Source organism: Cysteiniphilum litorale (assembly GCF_003428165.1).
In the GTDB taxonomy this organism is placed as follows: Bacteria; Pseudomonadota; Gammaproteobacteria; order Francisellales; family Francisellaceae; genus Caedibacter; species Caedibacter litoralis.
This window is the reverse complement of record NZ_QLIQ01000009.1, coordinates 18,522-41,866: the sequence shown is the minus strand read 5'-3', so window position 1 is coordinate 41,866 and position 23,345 is coordinate 18,522. Positions and strand designations below refer to the sequence as shown.

Genomic DNA, 23,345 nt, shown 5'->3' with positions numbered 1-23,345 from the left:
ATCCGCCGTAATTTCCTTTGGTAATTTATGTAATCATAATACAATAAAGTACCTGTTTTACTTAAGTTTGAAAGGATCTTGTGTGTCCAATAATTTGTCTTTCTGGCATTTGGTGTTAAATGCTGACATCGTTGTGCAGTTAATTATTTTAATTTTAATCGTTGGCTCTATCTGGTCGTGGGCGATTATGATTCAGCGTTATCAGGTATTAAAATCTGCCAAAACTGAAGCAAGAGCCTTTGCTAAGCGCTTTTGGTCAAGTGGCAATATCAATAAAGTCTATCAAGAGTTACAACATAATAAACACAAAAACCAAGGATTATCATATCTTTTTAGCTGTGGTTTTCGTGAATTTATGCGTTTACGTAAACAAGGAGAGTTGCATGGTGATGTTGTTTTAGAAGGTGTTGAGCGCTCGATGCGTGTGGCAATGATGCAAGAAAGTGAGAAGCTTGAGCATCAGATTTCATTGTTAGGCACGATTGGTTCGATTGCGCCTTATGTAGGTTTGTTAGGAACCGTATGGGGTATTATGGCATCGTTTACTGCCTTAGGTGGTGTTGAACAAGCGACTTTATCAATGGTGGCTCCTCATATTGCTGAAGCCTTGATTGCCACAGCCTTAGGGTTATTTGTGGCAATTCCTGCGGTAGTTGGTTATAACCGATATTCACGCCTGGTCGATGGTGTATTGCTTGAGTATGAAAACTTTCAAGATGAGCTATGCACTTTGCTTTATCGTGAAGCGTATAAATCTGAGATAAGCGAGGAAGCATAATGCGTCGAAGAAACTCGCGTCGCACTAAACGTAAGGCCATGGTTGAGATTAACGTCGTTCCGTATATCGATGTCATGTTGGTGTTGTTAATCATCTTTATGATTACGGCACCGATGTTAACCCAAGGTGTTAAAGTTGATTTACCACAAGCACAAGCCAAGAAAATCCCGCCTTCTGATCAAAAACCATTGATTGTAACAGTCAATCAACAGGGGCAATATTTTATAAATCGTAATGATGAGCAAAATGCATTAACGGCAAGTCAGTTAAGTGAGTTAGTAGCGACGACTTTAGCGCAAGATAAAGACAAACAGATCTATGTGCGTGGTGATAAAAATGCAAGCTATGGTCAAGTGGTTGAAGCGATGGTATTGCTACAAAAAGCAGGTGTGGCGAGTGTTGGATTGGTGACTGATGATCCCAAAGAGTAAGCGACGTATCTATGGTCAATAAGTCGAAGCAATCGAGCAAGTTTAATCAACTGCGAGGATTTATTAAGAGGCTTTATGTGGCTGCAACAGCAACGCCTGAGCGTTTAAGCTTTTGTTATTCTATTTTGCTGCATGTGGCATTAGTGATTGGTTTAATTATTATTGCCAGTGTTTTGCAGACAAAAAAGAACACGCTTAATCTTGCAGGAGGGCGCACAGTTGTCACCTTAAATAGTAAAGAGATTGTCCAGGCAACGGCAATTTCCAGTGAAAGTGTCGATCAGCAAGTGGCTCAATTTGATCAAAAACAGAAAGAATTAAAACAAGAAAAGCTTGCTAAAGAACAACTGCGTCAGCAAAAGATCAAAGCCATTGAAGAAAAGATTGCAACAGCACATGCTGCTGAGATCAAGCGTCAGGAGGAATTAAAAGCTGCAGATGCTGCCAAACAAAAAGCATTAGCAGAAGCTAAGTTAAAAGCAGAGGCAGAAGCGCGTGCTAAAGAAATGCAAAAGCAAAAAGCTTTAGCACAAGCAGAAAAAGAAAAAGTAGCAAAAGCAGAGAAAGCGGAAAAAGAAAAACAGGAAAAGGCGTTAAAAGCGCAACAAGAGGCTCAAAAATTAGCCGAAGCCAAGAAAGCTCAAGCAGAAAAAGAGGCGAAAGAGGCAAAAGAAGCAAAAAAAGCCGCATTGAAAGCGCAAGCTGAGGAAAAGGAAAAAGTAGCAAGAGAAGCAAAAGCAGCTGCAGCGCGAAAAGCCGCGTTAGATGCCTTAAGGCAATCTGCTTTAAATGATTTAAATGCGCAAAGTGCGGAGGCTCATGCGCAAAGTGCAACAGAGAAAGCATTGCAAGCCTATGCTAGCGCCTATAAGGCGCGAATTGAAGCGGTGTGGATAATGGATGATTGTCGCAAAATAAGTGCGGATCATTTGCCAACGGTGATGGTTACCCCAGGGAGTAACCCCACGATTTCAGTTTCTAGCGGTAGTGCGCAATGTGATCGCTCATTACTCTTGGCATTTAAGAATGCACAAGCGCCAAGCTTGCCGCAAGATGCGCGCGCAAGAGAGCTTATTGCACAAGGTATTGATTTTAAATTTGGACAACAAGGGTGATAAATATGCGCAACATGATACGAATATATTGGCTGCTTTTTTTAACATTGATAGTAACCTGCTCAGCGCAGGCGCGTTTGACCATTAATATTACTCAGGGTGTGTCTTCGCAAATTCCTGTGGCAGTGATGCCATTTAATGGGCAAATGATTAAAAATAGTCAGCTGCCAGATGGCATTGCAGCGGTTATTGCTGATGATCTTCGCAATTCTGGGCGTATTGAATCACAAACATCAGGCTTCCCACAACAGATTGATAATGTACAGCAGATCAACTGGTCAAAATGGTCGGCAGATTATGTGCTTATTGGGCAGATTGATAAAAACAATGGGCATTATAATATTACCTATGAGTTAGCCAGTAAGCTTAGTGGCAAGGTATTAAGTGCGCGTAAATTTACGAATCTTCAAGAAGGTCAATTGCGACTATTATCCCATACCATTAGTAATTATATTTATGAGGCGATTACCGGCAGCAAAGGTTACTTTACCTCAAAGTTGGCTTATGTTGACGTTGAGAATCCCTATAACGTAAAAAAGGCAGTTTATCAGCTCGTGGTCTCTGATTATGATGGCTTTAATCCGCATGTGTTGTTGCGTCAAACCAAAGAGCCGATTATGTCACCGACATGGTCGAAAGATGGTAAATATCTTGCCTATGTCAGTTATCACAAGGGTGGCATGGCAATTTATACGATTGGTGTGTATAGCGGTGAACGTAAGAAGGTTGCTAATTATGAGGGGATCAATAGCTCGCCCGCATTCTCACCTAGTGGCACAACTTTGGCAATGGCGCTATCTCAAGGTTATTCCGAGAATACCAATATTTACTTGATGAATTTAAATAACGATAAGTTGTATAACAAATTGACGTTAAACGGTATTAATACCGCGCCAACTTTCTCACCAACGGGTAGTGAGATTGCTTTTGTCTCAAATCGTGGCGGTAATCCACAGATTTATACAACGGCTATTGATAGCAAATATCCATCGTCAGAGCGCTTAACATATGGTGCAAAGCAGGCATTTGATCCGCAGTATACGCCAAATGGTCAAAGCATTGTGTTTATGTATCAAAAAGACAGTAGTTCAGGTACGCAGATTGCGAAAGTCGATTTAAGAGATAAGAAAATTACGGTGTTAACGCATGGCTCAATGGATTCATCTCCGAGTGTATCACCAGATGGCAATATGATTATCTATGCACAAGGTCAACCTTCAGGAGGTGCGAATCTTGCGATGGTGTCGATTGACGGCAAGGTTCAAATTAGCTTACCATCTAACACACAAGGCGCCATTCAATCACCAGCATGGTCACCGGCTGTTTAAAGGTGTGATTTATAAAAGACAAATCAAATAAAGAAATAATGAAAAGCTTAAGGAAATACAATGAAATTAAAAATTAAAAAGTCCACTTCACTGGCAGCAGCAGGCATTTTGTCAGTATTATTGATCGCCGGATGTGCTTCACAACGCCAAGCACCGATTGAAGGTATTGGTCCTGAGGGAAGTGCGGGCATGTCAGCGCATGGTAGTAGTGTGGAGACGAATGCTTTAGGACAAGCAGGTAGTTTAGATAGTCAAAGTATTGCTGATTTACAAAGTCAAATTGCCAATATCGGACAATATACGCCAGCACAACAACAAGCAATGATTGCCGCGTTAAATAGTATGAGCTCATGCAAAACAGTTTACTTTGCCTTTGATAGCACGACCTTGACCAATGATGCTAAAACATGTCTAAATCAAGTAGCGAGTTATTTGTTGAAATATAATCAGCCACTGCGTTTGGCAGGACATACTGACCCAAGAGGGAGTGAGAAATATAACTTAAACCTTGGTCAACGTCGTGCGGATAGTGTGCGTCAATATTTATTGCAACAAGGGGTTAATAGCAATCAGTTATGTACGGTAAGCTATGGCAAATCGCAACCTGTGGCAGCGCCTTCACAGTTCTATGGTGAGATGACAAAAGCCAAAGCACAGCAGCATGCCTATTATTTGGATCGACGTGCGGAGCTTGACTTTGGGCAAGCTTGTGGTTAATGCATATGTTGCTTTCGTTTAAGAAAACCAAAGCTCTTGGTATTGGCATATTGGCAATTATTCTCTTGCCTAGTATCAATTTTGCGAGTGTTGAGTCAGACGTGCAAGCACTGCAATTGCAAACAACTAAATTGAATAATCAAGTGCAATATTTGATTAATCAACAAGCCAATGCAACGAATCAAAACTTTAGTCAGACGTTAGATGATTTGCGCGGTAAGATTGAAGTCAATAGTTATAAGATAAGCCAACTAAATGATGTGGTTTCAACGAAGCTTGCAGCGTTTGAAAAAGAGCTTGAAAGTCTAAGGGCTGAAGTGAATAAACCATCGCCTAAAGAGCTTAAGTTGCAACAAGATAATGCCGCTTTTGATAAGGCAAACAAGGCATTGTTAGCCAAAAATTACAAAGATGCGGAAGGCTTGTTTAAACAGTATCTTAAAGACTATTATAATGGTGAGCACTACTCAGAGTCGTTGTATCTACTTGGTCAAATATATCTTATTAATGGTGATATTAATGATGCTTACACACAGTTCAAAACGATTGTAACTCGTTATCCGAAAAGCATTAAAATCGCTGACGCCACTTATGCCTTGGCATTGTTGGAATTAAGCAAAGGTAATATGAAGACTGCTAAAACCTATTTACAACGTGTTGTTGACAAATATCCACATGCGGATGTGACTGACAAAGCCAAAGCACAGCTTACGAAATTGAAATAAGCGTAAGACATCAGAAAAAAGATCGTTTGTCATTACTCAATAATGCCGCCACCTAGACAAATTTCACCATCATAAAATACCACTGATTGTCCTGGTGTGATCGCGCGTTGCAGTTGGTCAAATATGACTTCAACTCTGTCTTTTGTTAGCGTGACTTGACAAGCCTGATCCGCTTGACGATAACGTGCCTTGGCAGTACATCTAAAGCTATCAGCTGGTGCTTGCCCTTTGACCCAGTGCAATTTAATAGCAGTTAAGCTTTGTCTTAACAGCAGTGGGTGATGATGACCTTGAACGGCAATTAACACATTGTTTTCAAGATCTTTGTGTGCGGCAAACCATGGAATTTCAGGGCGGTTTTTAACCCCGCCAATGCCCAAGCCTTGACGCTGTCCAATGGTGTAATACATCAAGCCATCATGTCTGCCGATAACAATATCGTTTTCATCATGAATTTCACCGGGTTGTGCAGGTAAATATTGATTTAAAAAAGCTTTGAATTTACGCTCGCCAATAAAGCAAATGCCTGTGCTGTCTTTTTTATTATGTGTGACAAGGTTATGTGCTTCAGCTAGTGCGCGAACCTTTGGTTTTTCAAGCTCACCAATTGGAAATAAGGCGTAGTGTAATTGTTGCTGTCCCAAAGTATAGAGAAAATAGGATTGATCCTTGTTGTGGTCTAAGCCTTTTAATAATTGATGTTCGCCATTTGGTAAGGTTCTTTTTCTGGCGTAGTGCCCTGTAGCAATGTGTGTGCCACCTAGATGCTTGGCGTAGTCTAAGAAGGCTTTAAATTTAATTTCTTTATTGCATAGAATATCAGGGTTTGGTGTGCGCCCAGCTTTGTATTCCTCTAAGAAATATTCAAAGACGTGATCCCAGTATTCTGCTGCAAAGTTGATTTTGTTAAATTCAATACCAATACTTTGACAAATGCTTTGGGCATCTTTGATATCTTCTTCGGCTGAGCAAAACTCGTCATTGTCATCCTCCTCCCAGTTTTTCATAAAAACGCCTGCGACATCAAAGCCTTGCTCTTTGAGTAATAAGGCGGCAACGGATGAATCAACGCCACCGGAGACACCGACAATAATTTTCTGTGACATAAGCTCTAAAATGATCAAAAAATAATGCGGCTATTGTGCCGTGATTTATAAAAATTTGCAAAAAATAACTTTTCTCTTGGTAATTGTTTGCTTTGATGCAATTCAATGCAGAGAGAAATTCACTAACGGTGATTGAAACTCATGCATGAGTTGGATTTAATTCAAAGCTTGCGCCAAAATGGCTGCTTTATCGGTTTTCTCCCAAGTAAAATCAGCATCTTCGCGACCAAAATGACCATAGGCAGCCGTTTTTTGATAAATAGGGCGTAGTAAATCAAGCTGATGCGTGATGGCATAAGGGCGTAAATCAAAATGCTCAAGAACAAGCTTCTCAATAATATGATCATCTAATTTGCCTGTACCAAAGGTATTAACCATAATCGATGTGGGATTAGCGACACCAATGGCGTAAGACACTTGAATTTCGCATTTGTCCGCTAAGCCACTAGCGACGATATTTTTAGCAATATAGCGACCCATATAGGCAGCTGAGCGATCAACCTTGGATGGATCTTTGCCGGAGAATGCGCCACCGCCGTGATGTGCTGCTCCGCCATAGGTATCAACGATAATCTTGCGTCCCGTTAAACCGCAATCACCAACAGGACCACCAATAACGAATTTACCTGTCGGGTTAACAAAGTATTTAGTTTTGTCTGTTATCCATTCTTTAGGCAATACCGGTAAAATAATTTCTTCAATGACTGCCTCTTTGATTACATTTTGTCGAATCTCAGGAGCATGCTGTGTTGAGATAACAACGGTATCAACGGCAACAGGCTTGCCATTGACATAGCGCAGTGTTACTTGAGATTTAGCGTCAGGGCGTAACCATGAAAGCGTTTTATTCTTGCGCAAGAATGCTTGGCGCTGCATGAGTTTATGTGAGTAGTAAATGGCAGCGGGCATCAGTGTTGGGGTTTCATTGGTGGCAAAGCCAAACATTAACCCTTGATCTCCAGCGCCTTGATCTAATGGATTAGAGCGATCAACGCCTTGCGCAATCTCAGGTGATTGTTTACCAATGGCATTAATAACCGCGCAGCAGTTACCATCAAAACCCAAATCATCTTTATCATAACCAATATCAATAACAACGTTTCTGACGATTTCTTCGATATCAACCCATGCTGAGGTGGTAATCTCACCAGCAACAAGTGCCATGCCCGTTTTAACCAGTGTCTCGCAAGCAACACGTGCGTTTTTATCTTGAATTAAAATAGCATCTAAAACTGCATCAGAGATTTGATCGGCAATTTTATCCGGATGCCCTTCAGATACGGATTCAGAGGTAAATAAAAAATTATTTGCCATGAGAGGTTTCCTTTTATGTTTGTTTTGTACAAGCTAAAAGGCTTCTAGAGGAAAAATCTATAGAAACGCTTTAGCGGTGTTGTTTTATGTCGCCCGCAAGTTGTTTTTAAATCAGCGACAGTGTAATGACAGTTAGTTATGCTAACGCTAACAAAATGTGCTGTCAAACTATTTAGCTTGATCAATAATTTCTTGAAGCTCACCGTTTTCATGTAATTCAAGAACAATATCGCATCCGCCAATGAGTTCACCATTAACATAAAGCTGTGGGAATGTTGGCCAGTTAGCATATTTTGGTAATGTTGCCCGAATTTCAGGGTTCTCTAGGATGTTAACAAAGGCAAATGGCTTGCCACAGGCTTGAAGGGCGGCAACAGTGTGCGCTGAGAAACCGCATTGTGGCATTTTAGGTGTGCCTTTCATGTAAAGTAGAATACTGTTTTCTGCAATTTGTGATTTTATTGTTTCGATTACTTTTTCTTCATCAAAGTTATGATTTGTATGCATTATTGTTTCCTTATTATTGTCTAAACTTGAAAAGATACAGGATTAGTATTATATTGCGCGTACATCATATATCAGTTTCTAAATTTTGGTCAACCAACAAGGAGCAAGAAATGTTTGAATTACCATCGTTACCATACCCTAAAAATGCTTTGGCACCCGTGATCTCTGAGGAGACAATCGAGTATCATTATGGCAAGCATCATCAGGCGTATGTTACTAACTTAAATAACTTATTAAAAACAGATGAGTTTAAATCTTTTGCCGGTAAGTCATTAGAAGATGTGATTTTAACCTCAAAAGGTGGTGTGTTTAATAATGCCGCACAAATCTGGAATCACACGTTTTATTGGAATTGCTTAACGCCAAATGCTAAAGCAAAACCAGAAGGCGCTTTATTGCAAGCGATTGAGAAAAAGTTTGGCAGCTTTGATGCCTTCAAAGAAGCATTTAGCAAAACAGCGGTAACTACTTTTGGTTCTGGCTGGGCGTGGCTTGTGAAAACTAAACAAGGTGAGCTTGAGCTAGTAAGTACCAGTAATGCGGCATGCCCATTAACTGAAGGTCACACGCCACTTTTAACTTGCGATGTATGGGAGCATGCTTACTATATTGATTATCGTAATGCGCGTCCAAAATATGTTGAAGAATTCTGGAATATCATTAATTGGGACTTTGTTGCTAAGCAATTTGCAAAGTAGGTAGCAGTAACTTTAACCTGAGTCAATTCGATAACGTTATTCAATTTTGTAATACTTGGCAAAATCATAAAACTTCTATAGAATTGACCGGCTTTTGAACTTTGGAGAATATGTATGGCACGTGTAACAGTTGAAGATTGTTTAGAGAAAATCGATAGTCGTTTTGAGTTAATAGTTTTAGCATCAAAAAGAGCACGCTTCCTAAGTCTAAGTGGTCAAGAGCCACGTGTCGACTGGGATAATGATAAGACAACGGTTGTTGCTTTGCGTGAGATTGCTGATGGCAAAATAAACAAAGTAGAAATCCGTGCTGAACAGGAATATTAAAAAGATTAACAAAAACAAAAAATATTGATTTTAGGCGTTGACTTTGATTTTTTTAACCCTATAATCTCATCTCGTTCTCGGGTGCTTAGCTCAGCTGGGAGAGCATCGCCCTTACAAGGCGAGGGTCGGGGGTTCGAACCCCTCAGCACCCACCAGAGATTTAAAAGGCTTCCAAATGGGAGCCTTTTTTGTTTGTGTCACATAATAGTGCTTGAGTTTTAAGCTGCTATCTGTGACAATAGCGCGGCTCTTTGCTGTTGCCCTTATATTCAAGGTGTGCAATAGCTTATCGAGAGTAGATACGATAAACCGAAAGGAGTAAAATTATGAAACATTATGAAATCGTGTTCATGGTTCACCCTGATCAAAGCGATCAGTTACCAAACATGTTGCAAAAATACCGTGAAATCGTTGAGTCTAGAGGCGGTAAAATTCACCGTTTAGAAGACTGGGGACGTCGTCAACTTGCTTATCCAATCGCTAAGCTTCACAAGGCTCATTACATTTTGATGAATATCGAGTGTGATACCGAAGCGTTGAACGAGTTAAATGAATCATTCAGATACAATGATGCGATTCTACGTCGTTTAGTGCTTAACCAAAACGAAGCGATCACTGAGCCGTCAATCATGATGGCAAAAGATGAGAAAAAAGAAGTTAAAGAAACAAGCGAAGCTGCTGAGTAAGGAGATAAAAGATGCGTCCAAATCGTCGTCGTAAAGTATGTCGTTTTACCGTTGAAGGCGTTAAAGAGATCGACTACAAAGATTTAAATACATTGAAAGGTTATGTCACTGAAACTGGCAAAATCGTTCCAAGTCGAATCACAGGTACATCGACTAAGTATCAACGTCAACTTGCTAATGCAATCAAAAGAGCAAGATTTTTAGCGTTGATCCCTTACTGTGATCGTCACTTTAACTAATCTTTAAGTTTAGAGGTCTTTGACAATGCAAGTTATTTTAAAAGAAAAAGTAGAAAACCTAGGCACGCTAGGTAGTGTTGTAAATGTGAAGCCAGGTTATGCGCGTAACTACTTAGTGCCTTATGGCAAAGCAGTTCAAGCAACTGAAGCAAACATTGCTGCTTTTGAAAAGCAAAAAGCAGAATTACAAAAATTAGAAGCTGAGCGTTTAACAACGGCTAAAGCGAAAGCTGAGAAAATCTCAGGTCAAGTATTCACAATCAAAGCAGCTGCTGGTGATGGTGGTAAACTATTTGGTTCTGTTGGGACTAAAGAAGTTGCTGATGTTATTGCTGCTGCTGGTGTTGAAGTTGAAAAACGTCACGTACGCATGCCAGAAGGTATCATCCGTTCATTGGGTGAGTACGAGCTATCAGTTCACTTACACTCAGATGTTGATGCTGATATCAAATTGGTTGTTATTGCTGAATAATTCCTAATTATTCACTAACCACTATTACACTTAAGCCGCAGATTTTGCGGCTTTTTTGTTTTTTAAGTAACTAAATGTCACGGATAGATTGCCATAGCAAATTTTAGTTTTTAAAGCGGTATGTGCTTGTAAAAGTAATTTATGATGAGCATTAAAATAAAAATCGCCAATTGCCTTTCACAAAAATTTCTTTAGAATAAGGTAACCTCGGACAACGTGAAATTTCAATGATTAATCATCGCGAGCAATTCAAGCATATTCAAAAAGTTTTACTATTAGGTTCTGGCGGAATCCGCATCTCACAAGCAGGTGAGTTTGATTATTCCGGATCGCAAGCCATCAAGGCATTAAAAGAAGAAGGTATCAAAGTCATCTTGGTTAATCCCAATATTGCAACCATTCAAACCGATCCTGGTATGGCGGATGAGGTCTATTTTGAACCTCTAGACTTAGCACACGTAACCAAAATTATTGAGAAAGAAAAGCCTGATGCGATCATGCTAAGCTTTGGTGGGCAAACGGCATTAAACTTGGGTCTTAAACTCGAAGAAAAGGGTATTTTAGCACTGCATAATGTCAAAGTGCTAGGCAGTTCAGTGCAAACGATCAAAGAAGCTGAAGATCGTGGGCTTTTTAAAGATAAGTTAGATGAGATTAATGTTAAAACTGCCAAGAGCGTTGTCGCGACAACATTAAAAGATGCCATTATTGCGGCTAAGGAAATAGGCTTTCCATTAATGATGCGCTCAGGTTTCTCATTAGGTGGCTTGGGCTCGGGGATTGTTAGAACGGAAAGCGAGCTTAAGCATCGAGTTACTGAAGTATTAAATGCCACCTCACAAGTATTGATTGAAGAGTGTTTGTTAGGCTGGAATGAGTTTGAATACGAGATTGTGCGCGATATGGCAGGCAATGTGCTCACCGTGTGCAACATGGAGAACTTTGATCCAATGGGGATCCATACCGGTGAAAGTATCGTTGTTTCACCATCGCAATCCCTTAACAATGAAGAGTATCATCGCTTACGTAAGATTGCGATTGATGTGGCTAATCACTTTGAGATTATCGGTGAGTGTAATATTCAATATGCATTTAATCTTGAGACTTCAGATTATCGTGTGATTGAAATCAATCCACGTCTGTCACGTTCATCAGCCTTAGCGTCAAAAGCCACAGGCTATCCACTAGCTTTTATCGCAGCGAAATTGATTTTAGGTTATAACCTGCATGAATTACAAAATGCGGTAACTAAGAAAACCTGTGCCTATTTTGAGCCAGCCCTTGATTATATCGTGGTTAAGATCCCGCGTTGGGATACGCATAAGCTTAAAAAAGCCGAGCGCTTTATCGGTACTGAGATGAAGTCAGTAGGTGAGGTGATGGCGATTGGTCGATCATTCCCTGAAGGCTTACAAAAGGCCGTTGGCATGCTCAATATTGGTGCGGCAGATTTATCGGACTATCCTTTTGATATTCCAGATCTTGAGCTTGAGATTGAGCGCGCGACTGATCGCAGGATCTTCGCGCTGCATCGTTTTTTTGTGCAAGGTGGTGATATTGAGAAAGCCTATCAGTTATCAAAAATTGATAAGTGGTTCTTAAACCATATGCATACGATTGCCGAGATGGAAAACCGCTTAAAGAATTTAAACAACCCATTAACTAAAGAGCTATTAAAAGAAGCCAAAAAGCTCGGATTTTCTGATAAGTCCATTGCACGTTTCCGTGAGATGGATGTACAGGCTTTACGTGCTTGGCGTATCTCACAAGGTATTGTGCCGTATGTTAAACAAATCGATACTTTAGCAGGCGAGTTTGAAGCAGAAACGAATTACTTATACATGACGTATCATGGGATTGAGCATGATGTGAAACCGTCTGAAATTGAGGCAAGCTTAATTATTGGCTCAGGTCCTTATAGTATCGGTTCATCAGTGGAGTTTGACTGGTGTGGTGTGACGACTGCTCATACTTTAAAGAAACTCGGTGAATCGCCAATTATTATTAATTCAAACCCTGAAACGGTATCAACCGATTATGATGAGTCTGATCGTTTGTACTTTGAGCAATTAACCTTTGAACGCGTGCAGGATATTGCTGATTTTGAAAACCTAAAGGGCATCGTTGTTTCTGTAGGTGGGCAAATTGCCAATAACTTGGTTGTTCCATTGGCAAGAGCAGGTTACCCGATTTTAGGCACTTCACCGCAGAATATTAACAAAGCAGAGAATCGTGCGATTTTCTCAACGATGTTAAATGATTTAGGCATTGACCAACCAGAATGGCAATCGGTGACAACGCTGGAAAAAGCCAAAGAGTTCTCAGATAAGGTTGGTTATCCAATTTTGGTGCGTCCATCGTATGTGCTATCAGGGGCGGCGATGAATGTGATCTATTCAGAAGATGCGCTTGAACAATACCTAGCAGAAGCGACCTCTGTGTCACCTGAGCATCCTGTGGTTATTTCAGATTTTATCAATAATGCCAAAGAGCTTGAAATGGATGGCGTGGCTGAGAATGGTGAAATTGTCATTTATGCGATTTCTGAGCACGTTGAGAACGCAGGTGTTCACTCAGGTGATGCCACAATTGTACTGCCACCGCAAAATCTCTATTTAGAGACGATTCGTCGTGCTAAGCGCATTACCAAGAAGATTGTCAAAGCATTAAATATCTCAGGACCGTTTAATATACAATTTATCGCTAAAGATAATAACCTTAAGGTGATCGAGTGTAATCTACGTGCCTCAAGATCTTTCCCGTTCGTCTCGAAAGTCACAGGGCACAATTTTATTGAAATTGCGACGGAAGTGATTATCGGCAAATATAAGAAAAAGCGTTATAACACGCTGGATCTTGACTATGTTGGTGTTAAAACATCGCAGTTTTCGTATAACCGCTTAAAGGGTGCGAACCCTGTTGCGCACGTTGAGATGTCATCGACTGGTGAGGTTGGGTGCATTGGTTATGATTTGTTAGACGCATTTTATAAGTCATGGCAGGCGACAGAAATGTTTGTTAAACGCAAGAAAATACTTTTATCCATCGGTGGTGATAAAAAAGTGAAACTCATGCCTGAGATCAAGCGTTTGCATGAGCAAGGCTGGGAGATTTATACCACAACCGGTACACATCAATATTTAAGTGATTTAGGCATTGAAACGAAATTAACCCACAAAATCAGTGAATCAGAAGCGCCAAACGTTGAAACGGTAATTGCGGATCATTGTGTTGATTTGATTATCAATATTCCACGCCGCCAGCAACATGTTAGTGATGATAATGTATCCGATGGCTTTAAGATTCGCCGTCTTGCGGTTGATCACCATATTCCACTGATTACTAATTTGCAGATTGCTGAATTGACGCTACGTTCATTGGCTGAATTGCATGACGCGCCCATTCACGTTAAATCGTGGCGAGAGTTTATGGAGACTCGTGCTTGATTACATTACAAAATATCTCATTACAGCGCGGCTTAAAGACATTGTTTGATGATGTGAGCTTCGCAATCTATGATAAGCAAAAAATCGGTCTTGTCGGTGCGAATGGTGCTGGCAAGACCTCGTTATTTATGCTTTTAGCTCAGGGCTTACAGGCAGATCAAGGTGAACTTGAGATTGCCAAGGGCACGCGTATTGTGACGGTCAAACAAGAAGTCGATGATTTAGAGGCTTCGGTTGTGCGCTATGTTATGCAAGGCAATGCTGAATTACATCGATTAACGGTGGCAATGGAGCAAGCGCTCACTGAGGAGGCTTATGAAGAGCATGCGCAACTTCATGCTGATTTTGAAGCATTAGGTGGCTATCAACTAGAGTCGCAAGCCGCTCAATTGTTAGATGGTTTAGGCTTTGAACCAAAGCAGTTACATGAACCTGTTAAATCCTTATCAGGCGGTTGGCGTATTCGCTTGAATCTAGCGCAAGCTTTATTACAACAAGCCGAAATTCTGCTACTGGATGAGCCAACAAACCATTTGGATTTAGATGCGGTGATGTGGCTTGAGCGTTATTTACAGAATTACCAAGGTGCGATCGTCCTTATTTCTCACGATCGAATTTTTCTCGATAATGTTGTTGAGCGTGTGTTATATATTGAAAATAAAGGCATTGATAGTTACACCGGTAATTATTCATCTTTTGAAAAGCAATATCATGAAAAACGCTTGTTACAACAAAAAGCACATGTTAAGCAACAGCAGAAAATTGCTCATTTAGAAAGCTTTGTTAATCGCTTTAAAGCCAAGGCATCCAAAGCAAAACAAGCGCAATCGCGCGTTAAAATGCTTGAAAAAATGCAGCGCATTGAAGCGGTACATGATAAGCAAAGTTTTAGTTTTAGCTTTGCTGAGAATGCTAAGATGCCAACAGGTAGTTTGTTAACTCTTGAAAACGGCATGTTGGGCTATGGCGATAAGGTTATTTTAAACGATCTTAATACCATGATTTTGCCAGAGATGCGTATTGGGCTTTTGGGTAAAAATGGAGCTGGGAAATCAACCTTTGTTAAAGGTTTAGTTGGAGATCTAGCATTATCTCAAGGGGAGAGCAAAAAACACCCTGATCTAAAGATTGGCTACTTTGCCCAGCATTCATTGGATGCACTTGATTTTAATGCCTCTGCTTTGACGCATATGAAGCGTTTGGATACAAAAATTACCGATGAGCAGGCACGCAAGTTTTTGGGGCGATTTAACTTTAGTAATGAAATGGCGTTATCGGCAGTCGGTGGTTTCTCAGGTGGTGAGAAGGCACGTTTGGCGCTGGCATTAATCGTTTATCAAAAGCCTAACTTTTTACTTCTAGATGAGCCGACCAACCATTTAGATATTGAAGTGCGCGAAGCCTTGGCATTTGCTTTGCAATCTTTTGATGGTGCTTTGGTATTGATATCGCATGATCGTTATTTACTAGAAAGCACGGTTGACGAGTATTGGTTAGTTGATCAAGGGCAGGTGTCTACTTTTGATGGTGATTTAACCGATTATTATCAATATGTGCTTGAACAAAAGAAGAAAGATAAGCAAAAAGTGGCTTCTAATGCTGTCGATAATAAAGATTTAGAAAAAACAGAGATATTAGAGACGCAAGAAACACCAAAAAATAAGAAAGAATCACGCCAACTGCGCGCGCAATTACAAGCAAAACTAAAGCCACTTATGGACAAAATTAAAAAAGTTGAAAAAGAAATGGCTAAGCTGCAAGCGCAAAAAGAAGCGTTTGATCTTAAACTTCAGGATGAAGCGATTTATCAGGATAAGGTGCAATTAAATGAGCTACTCAAAGCACATCAGCAAGTGCAAGTCGAGCTTGAAGAAAAAGAGCTTGTTTGGCTTGAATTAAATGAGCAGTTTGAAGGTGAAGGTTGATGTGTATGTGCATGTGCAGCATGTGTTGTATTATCCCTAATCTATTGTGTAGATAAGTTACCCAATAATGAGGGCGCATTGTATTCCTGAGACCTTTTCATTCTGATTATGCCTGTGTAAATTTGACTGATCAGCTAGATTCAGTACAATCGCTCTGTTTTACGTGTAGATTAAATACATGTGTGAGCGTATTTTGTTGAAAGAGGGGAAAACATGAAAAAATTACATAAGTTGTCATTTGTGGCAGTGGCTTTTGCTATGGCATGTCATGCCGAAGCAGCGGGCTTTCAAGTCAATGAAAATAGTGTTTATTTACAAGGGATGGCAATGGCAGGAAGTGCTGCAAGTCCAGATGATGTTAGTAGTATCTTTAACAACCCGGCTAACTTGGGCTTTGTTAAAGATAGCAGCGTTTACCTTGGCGGCAGCTATATCTTACCTAGTGTGAAAATGACTAATGCACAAGCCAGTCATGGTGTGCATTACAGCGCCATCCCTTTCGCGGATAACCCTGTGTCAGGCGCATCATTACAAAATAGTGTGGTTGAGGGCGCGCTAGTGCCCAATCTATATGGTGCATGGCGTATTAATGATCGATTGGCGGCGGGTGTGGCGTTAACCGCACCATGGGGAATGACAACAAATTATGATGATAACTCAGTCGTGCGCTATGCCGCACAGAAAACATCGATTGAAGTGATTAATCTAACGCCTGAGATTGCCTTTAATATTATTCCAGAGATCTCGATTGCCGCGGGCTTGCAAATCCAGTATGCCAGTGCTGAGTTTTCAAACTATGATGGTGAGTTGGCAACGCCTACAAATCAAGCGACTAATATTAATGGTAATGGCTGGGGTGTTGGTGGAATTTTTGGTGTGATGTTTCATCCAACAAAAGCGACGTATTTTGGTTTGAGTTATCGCACACCAGTTAAGATGAACATTGAAGGCACAGGCAATCAATGGTTATTGCCAACAGGTAGTACACCAATAACACCAGGAGCACCGTATAATAGCTATATTTCTGATGCATCGACTTCATTTAGAACACCAGGTGTGATTAACTTTGGTATTACTCAAGATATTACGTCAAAATGGCAAGTCAGAGGCACTGTGCAGTATACAATGTGGAGCACATTAGATAAGCTTACCATTGATACCCCAGGAGGTTATTCAACTTCTTCAACGATGCAGTTAGGTTGGAAAAATAGCTGGTTATTCTCATTAGGTACCAATTATAAGATCACTCCACATTGGTCGGTAAGAACCGGTGTAGCATATGATCAAACGCCAACCGTGTCAGAAACAAGAGATGCAAGAATGCCAGATACTAATCGCATTTGGGTAACATTGGGTGGCACGTACCATGTTAATGATCATTTTTCAATTGATGCGGTTTATGAGCATATTTTTATGCTCAATCAAAGTATCAATGTCACTGAGTATACTGGTTCAAATGCAAATATTCCAAATATTGAGCAAAACAAGGTATCTGCTAATTATCGCGGATTCGCTGATATATTCGGTTTGGCGCTGAGATATAAATTCTAATTATGGGGTAAAGATGATGAAGATGAATTTTTCACAATATAAAAAAGAATGGAAAAAAATCAGTCTATTGACAGCTGCAATGCTTTTATCTGCCTGTGGTGGCGGAGGTGGGGGTGACAGCGCTGGTGTCGCTGTTAATGTCAGCTCACCGACGGATAATGTAATCCATGCTGATATTAATCAAAATAATCAAAAAGATTTTACTGTGCACGTTGGCGATCAAAGCATTGGTGCCGTCGGTCAATCAAATGCATATCAGGTGAGTGTCACACAATCCAATCCAAATGCCGGATTCACTGTTGATTTAGGGACGTGTGCGCAAGCTATTAGTAATGGTCAAAGTTGTCAGTTTAGTTTAAGCTATGCGCCAACAACGGATACGCAATATAATCAACAGGATACTTTAACTATCAGTGTTGGTGGCACAACACAAACCATTAATATCACAGGCGCCAAAGGGCAAGATTTTGTTGTATTTGGTGATAGTTTGTCGGATGCAGGTGTGCAGGATCAGCTAGCTGCTTTGGTTAATGGGCTCAGTACTTTATCTCAGGGCGCATTCCCTGCATGGCCAACAGTGTCTGGTACATCAAATGAGAAGTCAGCAACCTACACCACGCCAGGAGGTAATGTTTGGGTCACTGATCTGGCTAAGTTGGTTGGGGCATCAGACTCGGTGGCTTTACCTAACAATAATCACTATATGCAACCGATAAAAGTGGCATATGCCAAATGGTATGACCAAGTTAACCCGCTGTTGCAGTTTTTTAAGATCTCGCTAGATACAGAAAGTAAAAAATTGACAGGGAATAATTATGCCCAAGGTGGCGCAACGACAACGTGTGCAGGGATTGGATTAGTACTTAATAAATCATTGTTTGCTGCTTTTCCAGCTTTGATGCCACCTGGGAATTTACCATTATATATGCCATCACCAATTGGTCCTATTCCACAAGTGAATGGACAACCAGCTTATAGTTGTCCTAAAGCGCAAAGCCCCAATGAAAGCTTGCAGCCTGTGTATGATCAACTTGAAAATTATAATCAAATTGATAGTTACCTAAATCAAAATAATGGTATGGCAGATGCAAGTAAAGTATATATCTTATGGGGCGGTGCCAATAACCTATTCCTTGAGGTTGCAAAGAAGCCAACACCATCCGCGGCAGAGGTTGCTCAGGTCATGACTCAAGCTGCAGGCGATATTGCCTATGATGTGCAATATCTTGCAGCGCATGGTGCTAAGAAGTTTGTTGTGCTACTCTTGCCAAATATTGGTTTAACACCGTCGGCTATCGTGGCTAACCAGCAATCCGCACTTGAAAAAGCATCTATTGCCTATAACACCGCATTGAATAATATGTTAGGGGCATTACAAAAGCAGGATTCAAGTATTAAAATTGTGCCAATAGATGTCTTTAACTTAATGAATGATATGGTTGCAAATTATGAAATATCAGCGCTTGGTAAGAGTTATCAGTTTGATGACACAACAACACCAGCATGTAAGCAAGCACCTGTCACCCAAGATAATCCATTAGCAGCTTTGACGAATTCTGCATTATTGTGCACACCGCAAGCTGATAATAAAAAACATCTATTTGAAGACACTGTACACCCAACAGCAGAAACGCATCAAGTGATTGCTGCAAAAATCGCTAAAGCAATGGAAGCCTTTAATTAATTCACTAATGGAAAACCATGTTTTGATGAATTTAATTCATTAAAATATATAAAAAATGAATTTTATCTATCATTAAGGCTTTGCTATCGTTGAGCTTCGTTTGGATTAACAAAAAAAGCACCTAGATGAAGCTAAGTCATGTCGATATCGTTATTGCTAATAGTACGCATTGCCATTTTGCCAGTGCCATTGCCGTACAGATTGAAGAAAGTGCTAAGCAAAGAAAGACCGGTATTGCCAAGCGCAGTGTGAACTATTTGCAGGGAAAAATACGCTCAAAACATGCAGTTATTGCGATTGATCGCCTGCTTAATCAAATCGTAGGCTTTTGTTATATTGAGTCATGGCAAGATAAAGCTTATGTATCTAATTCAGGCTTAATCGTTTTCCCAGAATATCGCAATTTAGGTTTGTCCAAAGCCCTAAAGTCAAAAGCGTTTATGTTAGCGCGTGAATATTATCCTAATGCTAAGATCTTTGGGTTAACAACCAACCCGCAGGTGATGCGTATTAATTATGAGTTGGGTTATGAGCCGGCGGCTTTTACTGGCTTAACAACGGATAAGACATTTTGGCAAGGATGTGCGAGTTGCGTGAACTTCACTATTTTACAAGCTAAAGGATATCAGAACTGTTTATGCACGGGAATGCTTTACGATCCGCAAAGAAAGCAAAAGCAGAAAGAGCAAATAGAGCAAAAAGAGCAAGGTGTATTACAAAATAATAAAATGGAGCAATCAATGAAGGTTATTGTCGCGTTCAGTGGAGGTTTGGATACGAGTTTTTGTGTTAAGTATTTACAGCAGGAGCATGATCTAGAAGTGCATACAGTGACTGTCAATACGGGTGGTTTCACTCAAATTGAGTTAGCACAGATTGAACGCAGGGCTTATCAGTTGGGTGCGAAAACGCATCAAAGCATTGATGTCACCAAAGACTTTTATCAGGAGTGTGTTAAGTTTCTGATCTTTGCTAATGCACTTAAGAATAACTGTTATCCTTTATCTGTCAGTGCTGAGCGTGCCTTTCAGGCAATGACGATTGCCAAGGTAGCAAATATGATGGGGATCACTAAGATTGCACATGGCTGCACGGGAGCTGGCAATGATCAAGTGCGCTTTGATCTGATGTTTCACATATTATCTCCAGAAGCTCAAATTATCACACCCATTCGTGATTTGAAATTGTCACGTGCTGCTACTCAAGAATATCTGATCAAGCATGGTGCAAGTTGCAGTGAAAGTAGCAAAAATTATTCGATCAATAAAGGCTTATGGGGCACCTCTGTTGGTGGTGTTGAGACCTTAAGTTCACATTTATATTTAAAAGATGAGGCCTGGCCAACTAAGATAGCTAAAACGCAAGATAGAGAAGAAACGCTAAAGATTACCTTTATCAATGGTGAGCCAATTGCCTTAAATGACGAGCTATCAAACTCAATTCAAGTGATTCAGAAGCTTAACGATATTGCCAGTCAATATGGTGTTGGTCGCGATATTCATGTTGGTGACACCATTATCAACATCAAGGGGCGTGTCGGCTTTGAAGCGCCTGCTCCTTTGATCCTGATAAAGGCACATCACTTATTAGAAAAGCATGTGTTAACCAAAGCGCAGCTTAAAATTAAAACGAGTCTAAGTGATACCTATGCTGAGATGGTGCATGAAGGACAGTTTCTTGATCCGGCAGCGCGTGATATTGAAGCTTTGCTATTATCGACTCAGGCAAAGGTCACAGGGGATGTGTTTGTGAAGCTTTATCCACTTCATTTTGTACTGTTGGGTATACAGTCTGAGCATGATTTAATGCAGGCGCAAAATGCCAAATATGGTGAGGAGAATGCAAGTTTTACCGGTGATGATGTCAAAGGGTTTACCAAAGTGATGAGCACACAACTTGCTGCTTATTATCAATTGCAAAATAAAGATAAATCAGCCAAGACAACGCCACTAAGCTCAATCAAAGCAGCGGTGACAGGGTGAGGTTTTATGGTTGAGCATAATAACAAAATAAAGGTTGGTATTTTAGGCGGTGCGGGTTATACCGCTGGTGAGCTTTTGCGTTTACTTAGCAACCACCTACAGGTGGATATTCAATTTATACATAGTACCTCACAAGCCGATGAGTTAATCGCCAAAACACATCATGATTTCTATTTGATCAATAATAAACGCGTATTCGATAAAGAGATAAATTATAATGTCGATGTTGTGTTTTTATGTGTGGGGCACGGGCAAGCCAAAGAAGCACTGAAATCCCATCAATTCAAGCAGGGGACTAAGATAATTGATTTAAGTCAGGATCATCGAGATACTGAGGCAAATCCAGAGTTTGTCTATGGTTTGGCGGATGTTAAGCAAAGTAAGATTGCAGTTGCATCTAATATTGCTAATCCTGGTTGCTTTGCAACGGCTATTATTCTGGCGCTAATGCCTTTTGGCAATTATGTTAATGGAGATGTTCATATCAATGCCATTACCGGCTCAACAGGTGCCGGTGTGATGCCTTGTGAGACTTCACATTTTAGTTGGCGCACTAATAATATGTCTGTCTATAAAGCATTTTCGCACCAGCATCTAGCTGAAATTAAACAAGCGTTGAAATTATCAGCAAACAATCAAATATTATTTGTGCCAATGCGAGGGAATTTTAGTCGTGGTATTTTTGCCTCGATTTATTTTAAGTCAGATCTTACTGAAATAAAGGCACAACAAATTTTGCAAGCATTTTATGAGCAAAGTGCCTTTGTCAAAGTACTTGATCATGAGCCAGATTTAAAAATGGTTGTTAATACCAATGCTTGTTTATTATCCGTGAAAAAACATGGTGAGTATCTGCATGTTGTCAGTGTCATTGATAATTTGATTAAAGGGGCTTCAGGGCAAGCTCTACAAAATATGAATCTCATGTTTGGTTTGCCTTGTGAGTTAGGTTTATCACTCAAAGCCAGTGTTTTTTAAGGGGATTTTATGAATTTATATGAAGTATATGATCGTTATCCGATTGCATTAAATAAAGCTCAAGATTTATATGTTTGGGATAGCAATGATCAACAATATCTTGATTTATATGGTGGACATGCAGTGATCTCGATTGGGCATAGTCATCCACATTATATTGAAAGAATCACTCATCAATTGCAACATATCGGCTTTTATTCCAATAGTATTGAGATGCCGATGCAGCAGCATCTGGCAGATAAACTGGCACAATTAAGTGGTTGTCATAATTACCAGCTGTTTTTAGTCAACTCAGGAGCGGAGGCAGTAGAAAATGCCCTTAAACTTGCCGGTGTTGTCACCAAACGTAGCAAGATAATTAGCATTAGTAATAGCTTTCATGGGCGCACAAATCTTGCCTTGGCGGTTACTGATAATCCTGCCATCCAATCGCCATTTTCAAACGGTTTTCAAGTCATTAGTGTGCAGTTAAATGATATCGATGCATTGAAAGAAGCGATGGATAATGACGTGGCTGCGGTAATTATTGAAGGTGTTCAAGGCATTGCCGGCATCTATGAACCAGATATACATTTTCTACAGACGGCAAGTGAGTTATCTCAAGCGCACGGGGCAAAATTGATTGTTGATGAGATTCAATCTGGCTTTGGGCGCACAGGGAAGTTTTTTAGTTTTCAGCAATCAGGTATTAAACCGGATTTGATTACTTTTGCTAAGGGGGCGGGTAATGGCTTTCCTGTTGGTGGCGTGTTGATCAAAGACGATATCCCGGTATTCAAAAACATGTTAGGCACAACTTTTGGTGGTAGTTATCTTGCCTGTGCTGCGATGTTAGCTGTGCTTGAAGTCATTGACGATGAAGCACTTGTTGATAATGCCAAACAACAAGGGACATATTTAAAAGCGCAATTATTGCAAATCCCTGAAGTAACCGTTGTACGTGGGCGTGGGCTTATGCTAGGTGTTGAATTTAGCTTAGATTGCAAAGCAATTCGTGATGCGCTTTTAAAGCAAAAGCATATCTTTACAGGTGTTGCTCAAGGAGGACAAGTGATGCGTTTATTGCCCGCACTGACGATTCAGCAGTCGCATATTGATGCATTTATTTTGGCATTGAAAGAGGTGATTGAAGCTGAACACTCATCTAAAAGTGTTAACCGCACCCTGAGCAAAGTCGAGGGGTGAGTAGAAATAATGTAAAAAATAAGGTTCACCAGCTATCACCTCTCCCCTTGCGGGATTGCTCGTGCAGCTTGGGCTGCGCGGGTGAGGGGTCACATTTGTAGTGGCTTCGACTGACGCTCAGCCAACGCAAATGTAATGGCTTCGACTAATG

General features: G+C 40.4%; 21 protein-coding genes and 1 tRNA gene. 19 read left to right on the top strand and 3 right to left on the bottom strand.

All coding sequences use genetic code 11. The features are described 5' to 3' along the window. Nucleotides 1-82: 82 nt before the first annotated feature. The 6 genes from tolQ (at nt 83) to ybgF (ending at nt 5,094) form a co-directional block, all read left to right on the top strand. Nucleotides 83-778 (top strand): protein TolQ, encoded by a 696-nt coding sequence (gene tolQ, locus DNJ75_RS05540; RefSeq protein WP_117002196.1) that lies wholly within the window; start codon nt 83-85, stop codon nt 776-778. After that, nucleotides 778-1,209, top strand: a complete 432-nt coding sequence (gene tolR / locus DNJ75_RS05535) for a protein TolR (RefSeq protein ID WP_170137195.1) — start codon at nt 778-780, stop codon at nt 1,207-1,209. Before tolQ ends, tolR begins: the two co-directional genes overlap by 1 nt. 77 nt (nt 1,210-1,286) lie before the next feature. Beyond that, nucleotides 1,287-2,324, top strand: coding sequence for a cell envelope integrity protein TolA (tolA, locus tag DNJ75_RS05530; RefSeq protein WP_157968222.1), 1,038 nt, complete (start codon nt 1,287-1,289; stop codon nt 2,322-2,324). Between the two features lie 5 nt (nt 2,325-2,329). Then, complete coding sequence (gene tolB, locus DNJ75_RS05525; protein ID WP_117002194.1) at nt 2,330-3,652, top strand: Tol-Pal system beta propeller repeat protein TolB; 1,323 nt, start codon at nt 2,330-2,332, stop codon at nt 3,650-3,652. Between the two features lie 60 nt (nt 3,653-3,712). Beyond that, nucleotides 3,713-4,369: an OmpA family protein gene (locus DNJ75_RS05520; RefSeq protein ID WP_117002193.1), complete on the top strand. Its 657-nt coding sequence runs from the start codon at nt 3,713-3,715 to the stop codon at nt 4,367-4,369. 5 nt (nt 4,370-4,374) lie between these two features. Then, the gene (ybgF, locus tag DNJ75_RS05515; protein WP_157968221.1) at nt 4,375-5,094 is read left to right on the top strand and encodes a tol-pal system protein YbgF; all 720 of its coding nucleotides are present in this window, start codon (nt 4,375-4,377) and stop codon (nt 5,092-5,094) included. A gap of 32 nt (nt 5,095-5,126) precedes the next feature. Here the strand turns inward: ybgF and mnmA are convergent, their stop codons facing one another. The 3 genes from mnmA to grxD form a co-directional block, all read right to left on the bottom strand. Then, nucleotides 5,127-6,200, bottom strand: coding sequence for a tRNA 2-thiouridine(34) synthase MnmA (gene mnmA, locus DNJ75_RS05510; RefSeq protein WP_117002245.1), 1,074 nt, complete (start codon nt 6,198-6,200; stop codon nt 5,127-5,129). 156 nt (nt 6,201-6,356) lie between these two features. Continuing rightward, entirely contained in the window at nt 6,357-7,514 is a 1,158-nt protein-coding gene (gene metK, locus DNJ75_RS05505; RefSeq protein WP_117002191.1) for a methionine adenosyltransferase, read from the bottom strand. 168 nt (nt 7,515-7,682) lie between these two features. Continuing rightward, on the bottom strand, nt 7,683-8,021 hold the full coding sequence (gene grxD / locus DNJ75_RS05500) for a Grx4 family monothiol glutaredoxin (RefSeq protein WP_117002190.1): 339 nt from the start codon (nt 8,019-8,021) through the stop codon (nt 7,683-7,685). A 110-nt stretch (nt 8,022-8,131) separates the two neighbouring features. Here grxD and DNJ75_RS05495 point away from each other — a divergent pair, with 110 nt between their 5' ends. The 13 genes from DNJ75_RS05495 to DNJ75_RS05435 all read left to right on the top strand — a co-directional run bounded on the left by DNJ75_RS05495 (nt 8,132) and on the right by DNJ75_RS05435 (nt 23,194). Beyond that, complete coding sequence (locus DNJ75_RS05495) at nt 8,132-8,719, top strand: superoxide dismutase (RefSeq protein ID WP_117002189.1); 588 nt, start codon at nt 8,132-8,134, stop codon at nt 8,717-8,719. A 114-nt stretch (nt 8,720-8,833) separates the two neighbouring features. Further along, nucleotides 8,834-9,046 (top strand): DNA-directed RNA polymerase subunit omega, encoded by a 213-nt coding sequence (rpoZ, locus tag DNJ75_RS05490; RefSeq protein ID WP_117002188.1) that lies wholly within the window; start codon nt 8,834-8,836, stop codon nt 9,044-9,046. 79 nt (nt 9,047-9,125) lie between these two features. Continuing rightward, a tRNA-Val gene (locus DNJ75_RS05485) sits at nt 9,126-9,201 on the top strand. 171 nt (nt 9,202-9,372) lie between these two features. Next, nucleotides 9,373-9,732: a 30S ribosomal protein S6 gene (gene rpsF, locus DNJ75_RS05480; protein ID WP_117002187.1), complete on the top strand. Its 360-nt coding sequence runs from the start codon at nt 9,373-9,375 to the stop codon at nt 9,730-9,732. Nucleotides 9,733-9,743: 11 nt separating this feature from the next. After that, the gene (gene rpsR / locus DNJ75_RS05475; protein WP_117002186.1) at nt 9,744-9,971 is read left to right on the top strand and encodes a 30S ribosomal protein S18; all 228 of its coding nucleotides are present in this window, start codon (nt 9,744-9,746) and stop codon (nt 9,969-9,971) included. Nucleotides 9,972-9,996: 25 nt separating this feature from the next. Next, entirely contained in the window at nt 9,997-10,443 is a 447-nt protein-coding gene (rplI, locus tag DNJ75_RS05470; RefSeq protein ID WP_117002185.1) for a 50S ribosomal protein L9, read from the top strand. Between the two features lie 227 nt (nt 10,444-10,670). Next, nucleotides 10,671-13,889: a carbamoyl-phosphate synthase (glutamine-hydrolyzing) large subunit gene (carB, locus tag DNJ75_RS05465; protein WP_117002184.1), complete on the top strand. Its 3,219-nt coding sequence runs from the start codon at nt 10,671-10,673 to the stop codon at nt 13,887-13,889. Further along, entirely contained in the window at nt 13,886-15,814 is a 1,929-nt protein-coding gene (locus tag DNJ75_RS05460) for an ABC-F family ATP-binding cassette domain-containing protein (RefSeq protein WP_117002183.1), read from the top strand. The genes carB and DNJ75_RS05460 overlap by 4 nt, the downstream gene beginning before the upstream one ends. 213 nt (nt 15,815-16,027) lie before the next feature. Then, nucleotides 16,028-17,365, top strand: coding sequence for an OmpP1/FadL family transporter (locus tag DNJ75_RS05455; protein ID WP_117002182.1), 1,338 nt, complete (start codon nt 16,028-16,030; stop codon nt 17,363-17,365). A gap of 13 nt (nt 17,366-17,378) precedes the next feature. After that, entirely contained in the window at nt 17,379-19,049 is a 1,671-nt protein-coding gene (locus DNJ75_RS05450) for an SGNH/GDSL hydrolase family protein (protein WP_117002181.1), read from the top strand. A 125-nt stretch (nt 19,050-19,174) separates the two neighbouring features. Next, nucleotides 19,175-21,031, top strand: a complete 1,857-nt coding sequence (argG, locus tag DNJ75_RS05445) for an argininosuccinate synthase (RefSeq protein ID WP_117002180.1) — start codon at nt 19,175-19,177, stop codon at nt 21,029-21,031. 6 nt (nt 21,032-21,037) lie between these two features. After that, complete coding sequence (gene argC, locus DNJ75_RS05440) at nt 21,038-22,009, top strand: N-acetyl-gamma-glutamyl-phosphate reductase (protein WP_117002179.1); 972 nt, start codon at nt 21,038-21,040, stop codon at nt 22,007-22,009. Between the two features lie 9 nt (nt 22,010-22,018). Further along, nucleotides 22,019-23,194 carry an aspartate aminotransferase family protein gene (locus DNJ75_RS05435; protein ID WP_117002178.1) on the top strand — a complete coding sequence of 392 codons (1,176 nt, stop codon included), beginning with the start codon at nt 22,019-22,021 and terminating at the stop codon, nt 23,192-23,194. The last annotated feature ends 151 nt before the right edge of the window (nt 23,195-23,345 follow it).

Excerpts from the sequence above, each read along its gene's own strand:
- DNJ75_RS05435 (WP_117002178.1), top strand. The coding sequence starts at position 22,019 with ATGAATTTATATGAAGTATATGATCGTTATCCGATTGCATTAAATAAA.
- rpsF (WP_117002187.1), top strand. The coding sequence starts at position 9,373 with ATGAAACATTATGAAATCGTGTTCATGGTTCACCCTGATCAAAGCGAT.
- mnmA (WP_117002245.1), bottom strand. The coding sequence starts at position 6,200 with ATGTCACAGAAAATTATTGTCGGTGTCTCCGGTGGCGTTGATTCATCC.
- grxD (WP_117002190.1), bottom strand. The coding sequence starts at position 8,021 with ATGCATACAAATCATAACTTTGATGAAGAAAAAGTAATCGAAACAATA.
- ybgF (WP_157968221.1), top strand. The coding sequence starts at position 4,375 with ATGTTGCTTTCGTTTAAGAAAACCAAAGCTCTTGGTATTGGCATATTG.
- DNJ75_RS05520 (WP_117002193.1), top strand. The coding sequence starts at position 3,713 with ATGAAATTAAAAATTAAAAAGTCCACTTCACTGGCAGCAGCAGGCATT.
- DNJ75_RS05455 (WP_117002182.1), top strand. The coding sequence starts at position 16,028 with ATGAAAAAATTACATAAGTTGTCATTTGTGGCAGTGGCTTTTGCTATG.
- tolR (WP_170137195.1), top strand. The coding sequence starts at position 778 with ATGCGTCGAAGAAACTCGCGTCGCACTAAACGTAAGGCCATGGTTGAG.
- argC (WP_117002179.1), top strand. The coding sequence starts at position 21,038 with ATGGTTGAGCATAATAACAAAATAAAGGTTGGTATTTTAGGCGGTGCG.
- rpoZ (WP_117002188.1), top strand. The coding sequence starts at position 8,834 with ATGGCACGTGTAACAGTTGAAGATTGTTTAGAGAAAATCGATAGTCGT.
- DNJ75_RS05495 (WP_117002189.1), top strand. The coding sequence starts at position 8,132 with ATGTTTGAATTACCATCGTTACCATACCCTAAAAATGCTTTGGCACCC.
- DNJ75_RS05450 (WP_117002181.1), top strand. The coding sequence starts at position 17,379 with ATGATGAAGATGAATTTTTCACAATATAAAAAAGAATGGAAAAAAATC.
- carB (WP_117002184.1), top strand. The coding sequence starts at position 10,671 with ATGATTAATCATCGCGAGCAATTCAAGCATATTCAAAAAGTTTTACTA.
- metK (WP_117002191.1), bottom strand. The coding sequence starts at position 7,514 with ATGGCAAATAATTTTTTATTTACCTCTGAATCCGTATCTGAAGGGCAT.
- rplI (WP_117002185.1), top strand. The coding sequence starts at position 9,997 with ATGCAAGTTATTTTAAAAGAAAAAGTAGAAAACCTAGGCACGCTAGGT.
- tolB (WP_117002194.1), top strand. The coding sequence starts at position 2,330 with ATGCGCAACATGATACGAATATATTGGCTGCTTTTTTTAACATTGATA.
- rpsR (WP_117002186.1), top strand. The coding sequence starts at position 9,744 with ATGCGTCCAAATCGTCGTCGTAAAGTATGTCGTTTTACCGTTGAAGGC.
- argG (WP_117002180.1), top strand. The coding sequence starts at position 19,175 with ATGAAGCTAAGTCATGTCGATATCGTTATTGCTAATAGTACGCATTGC.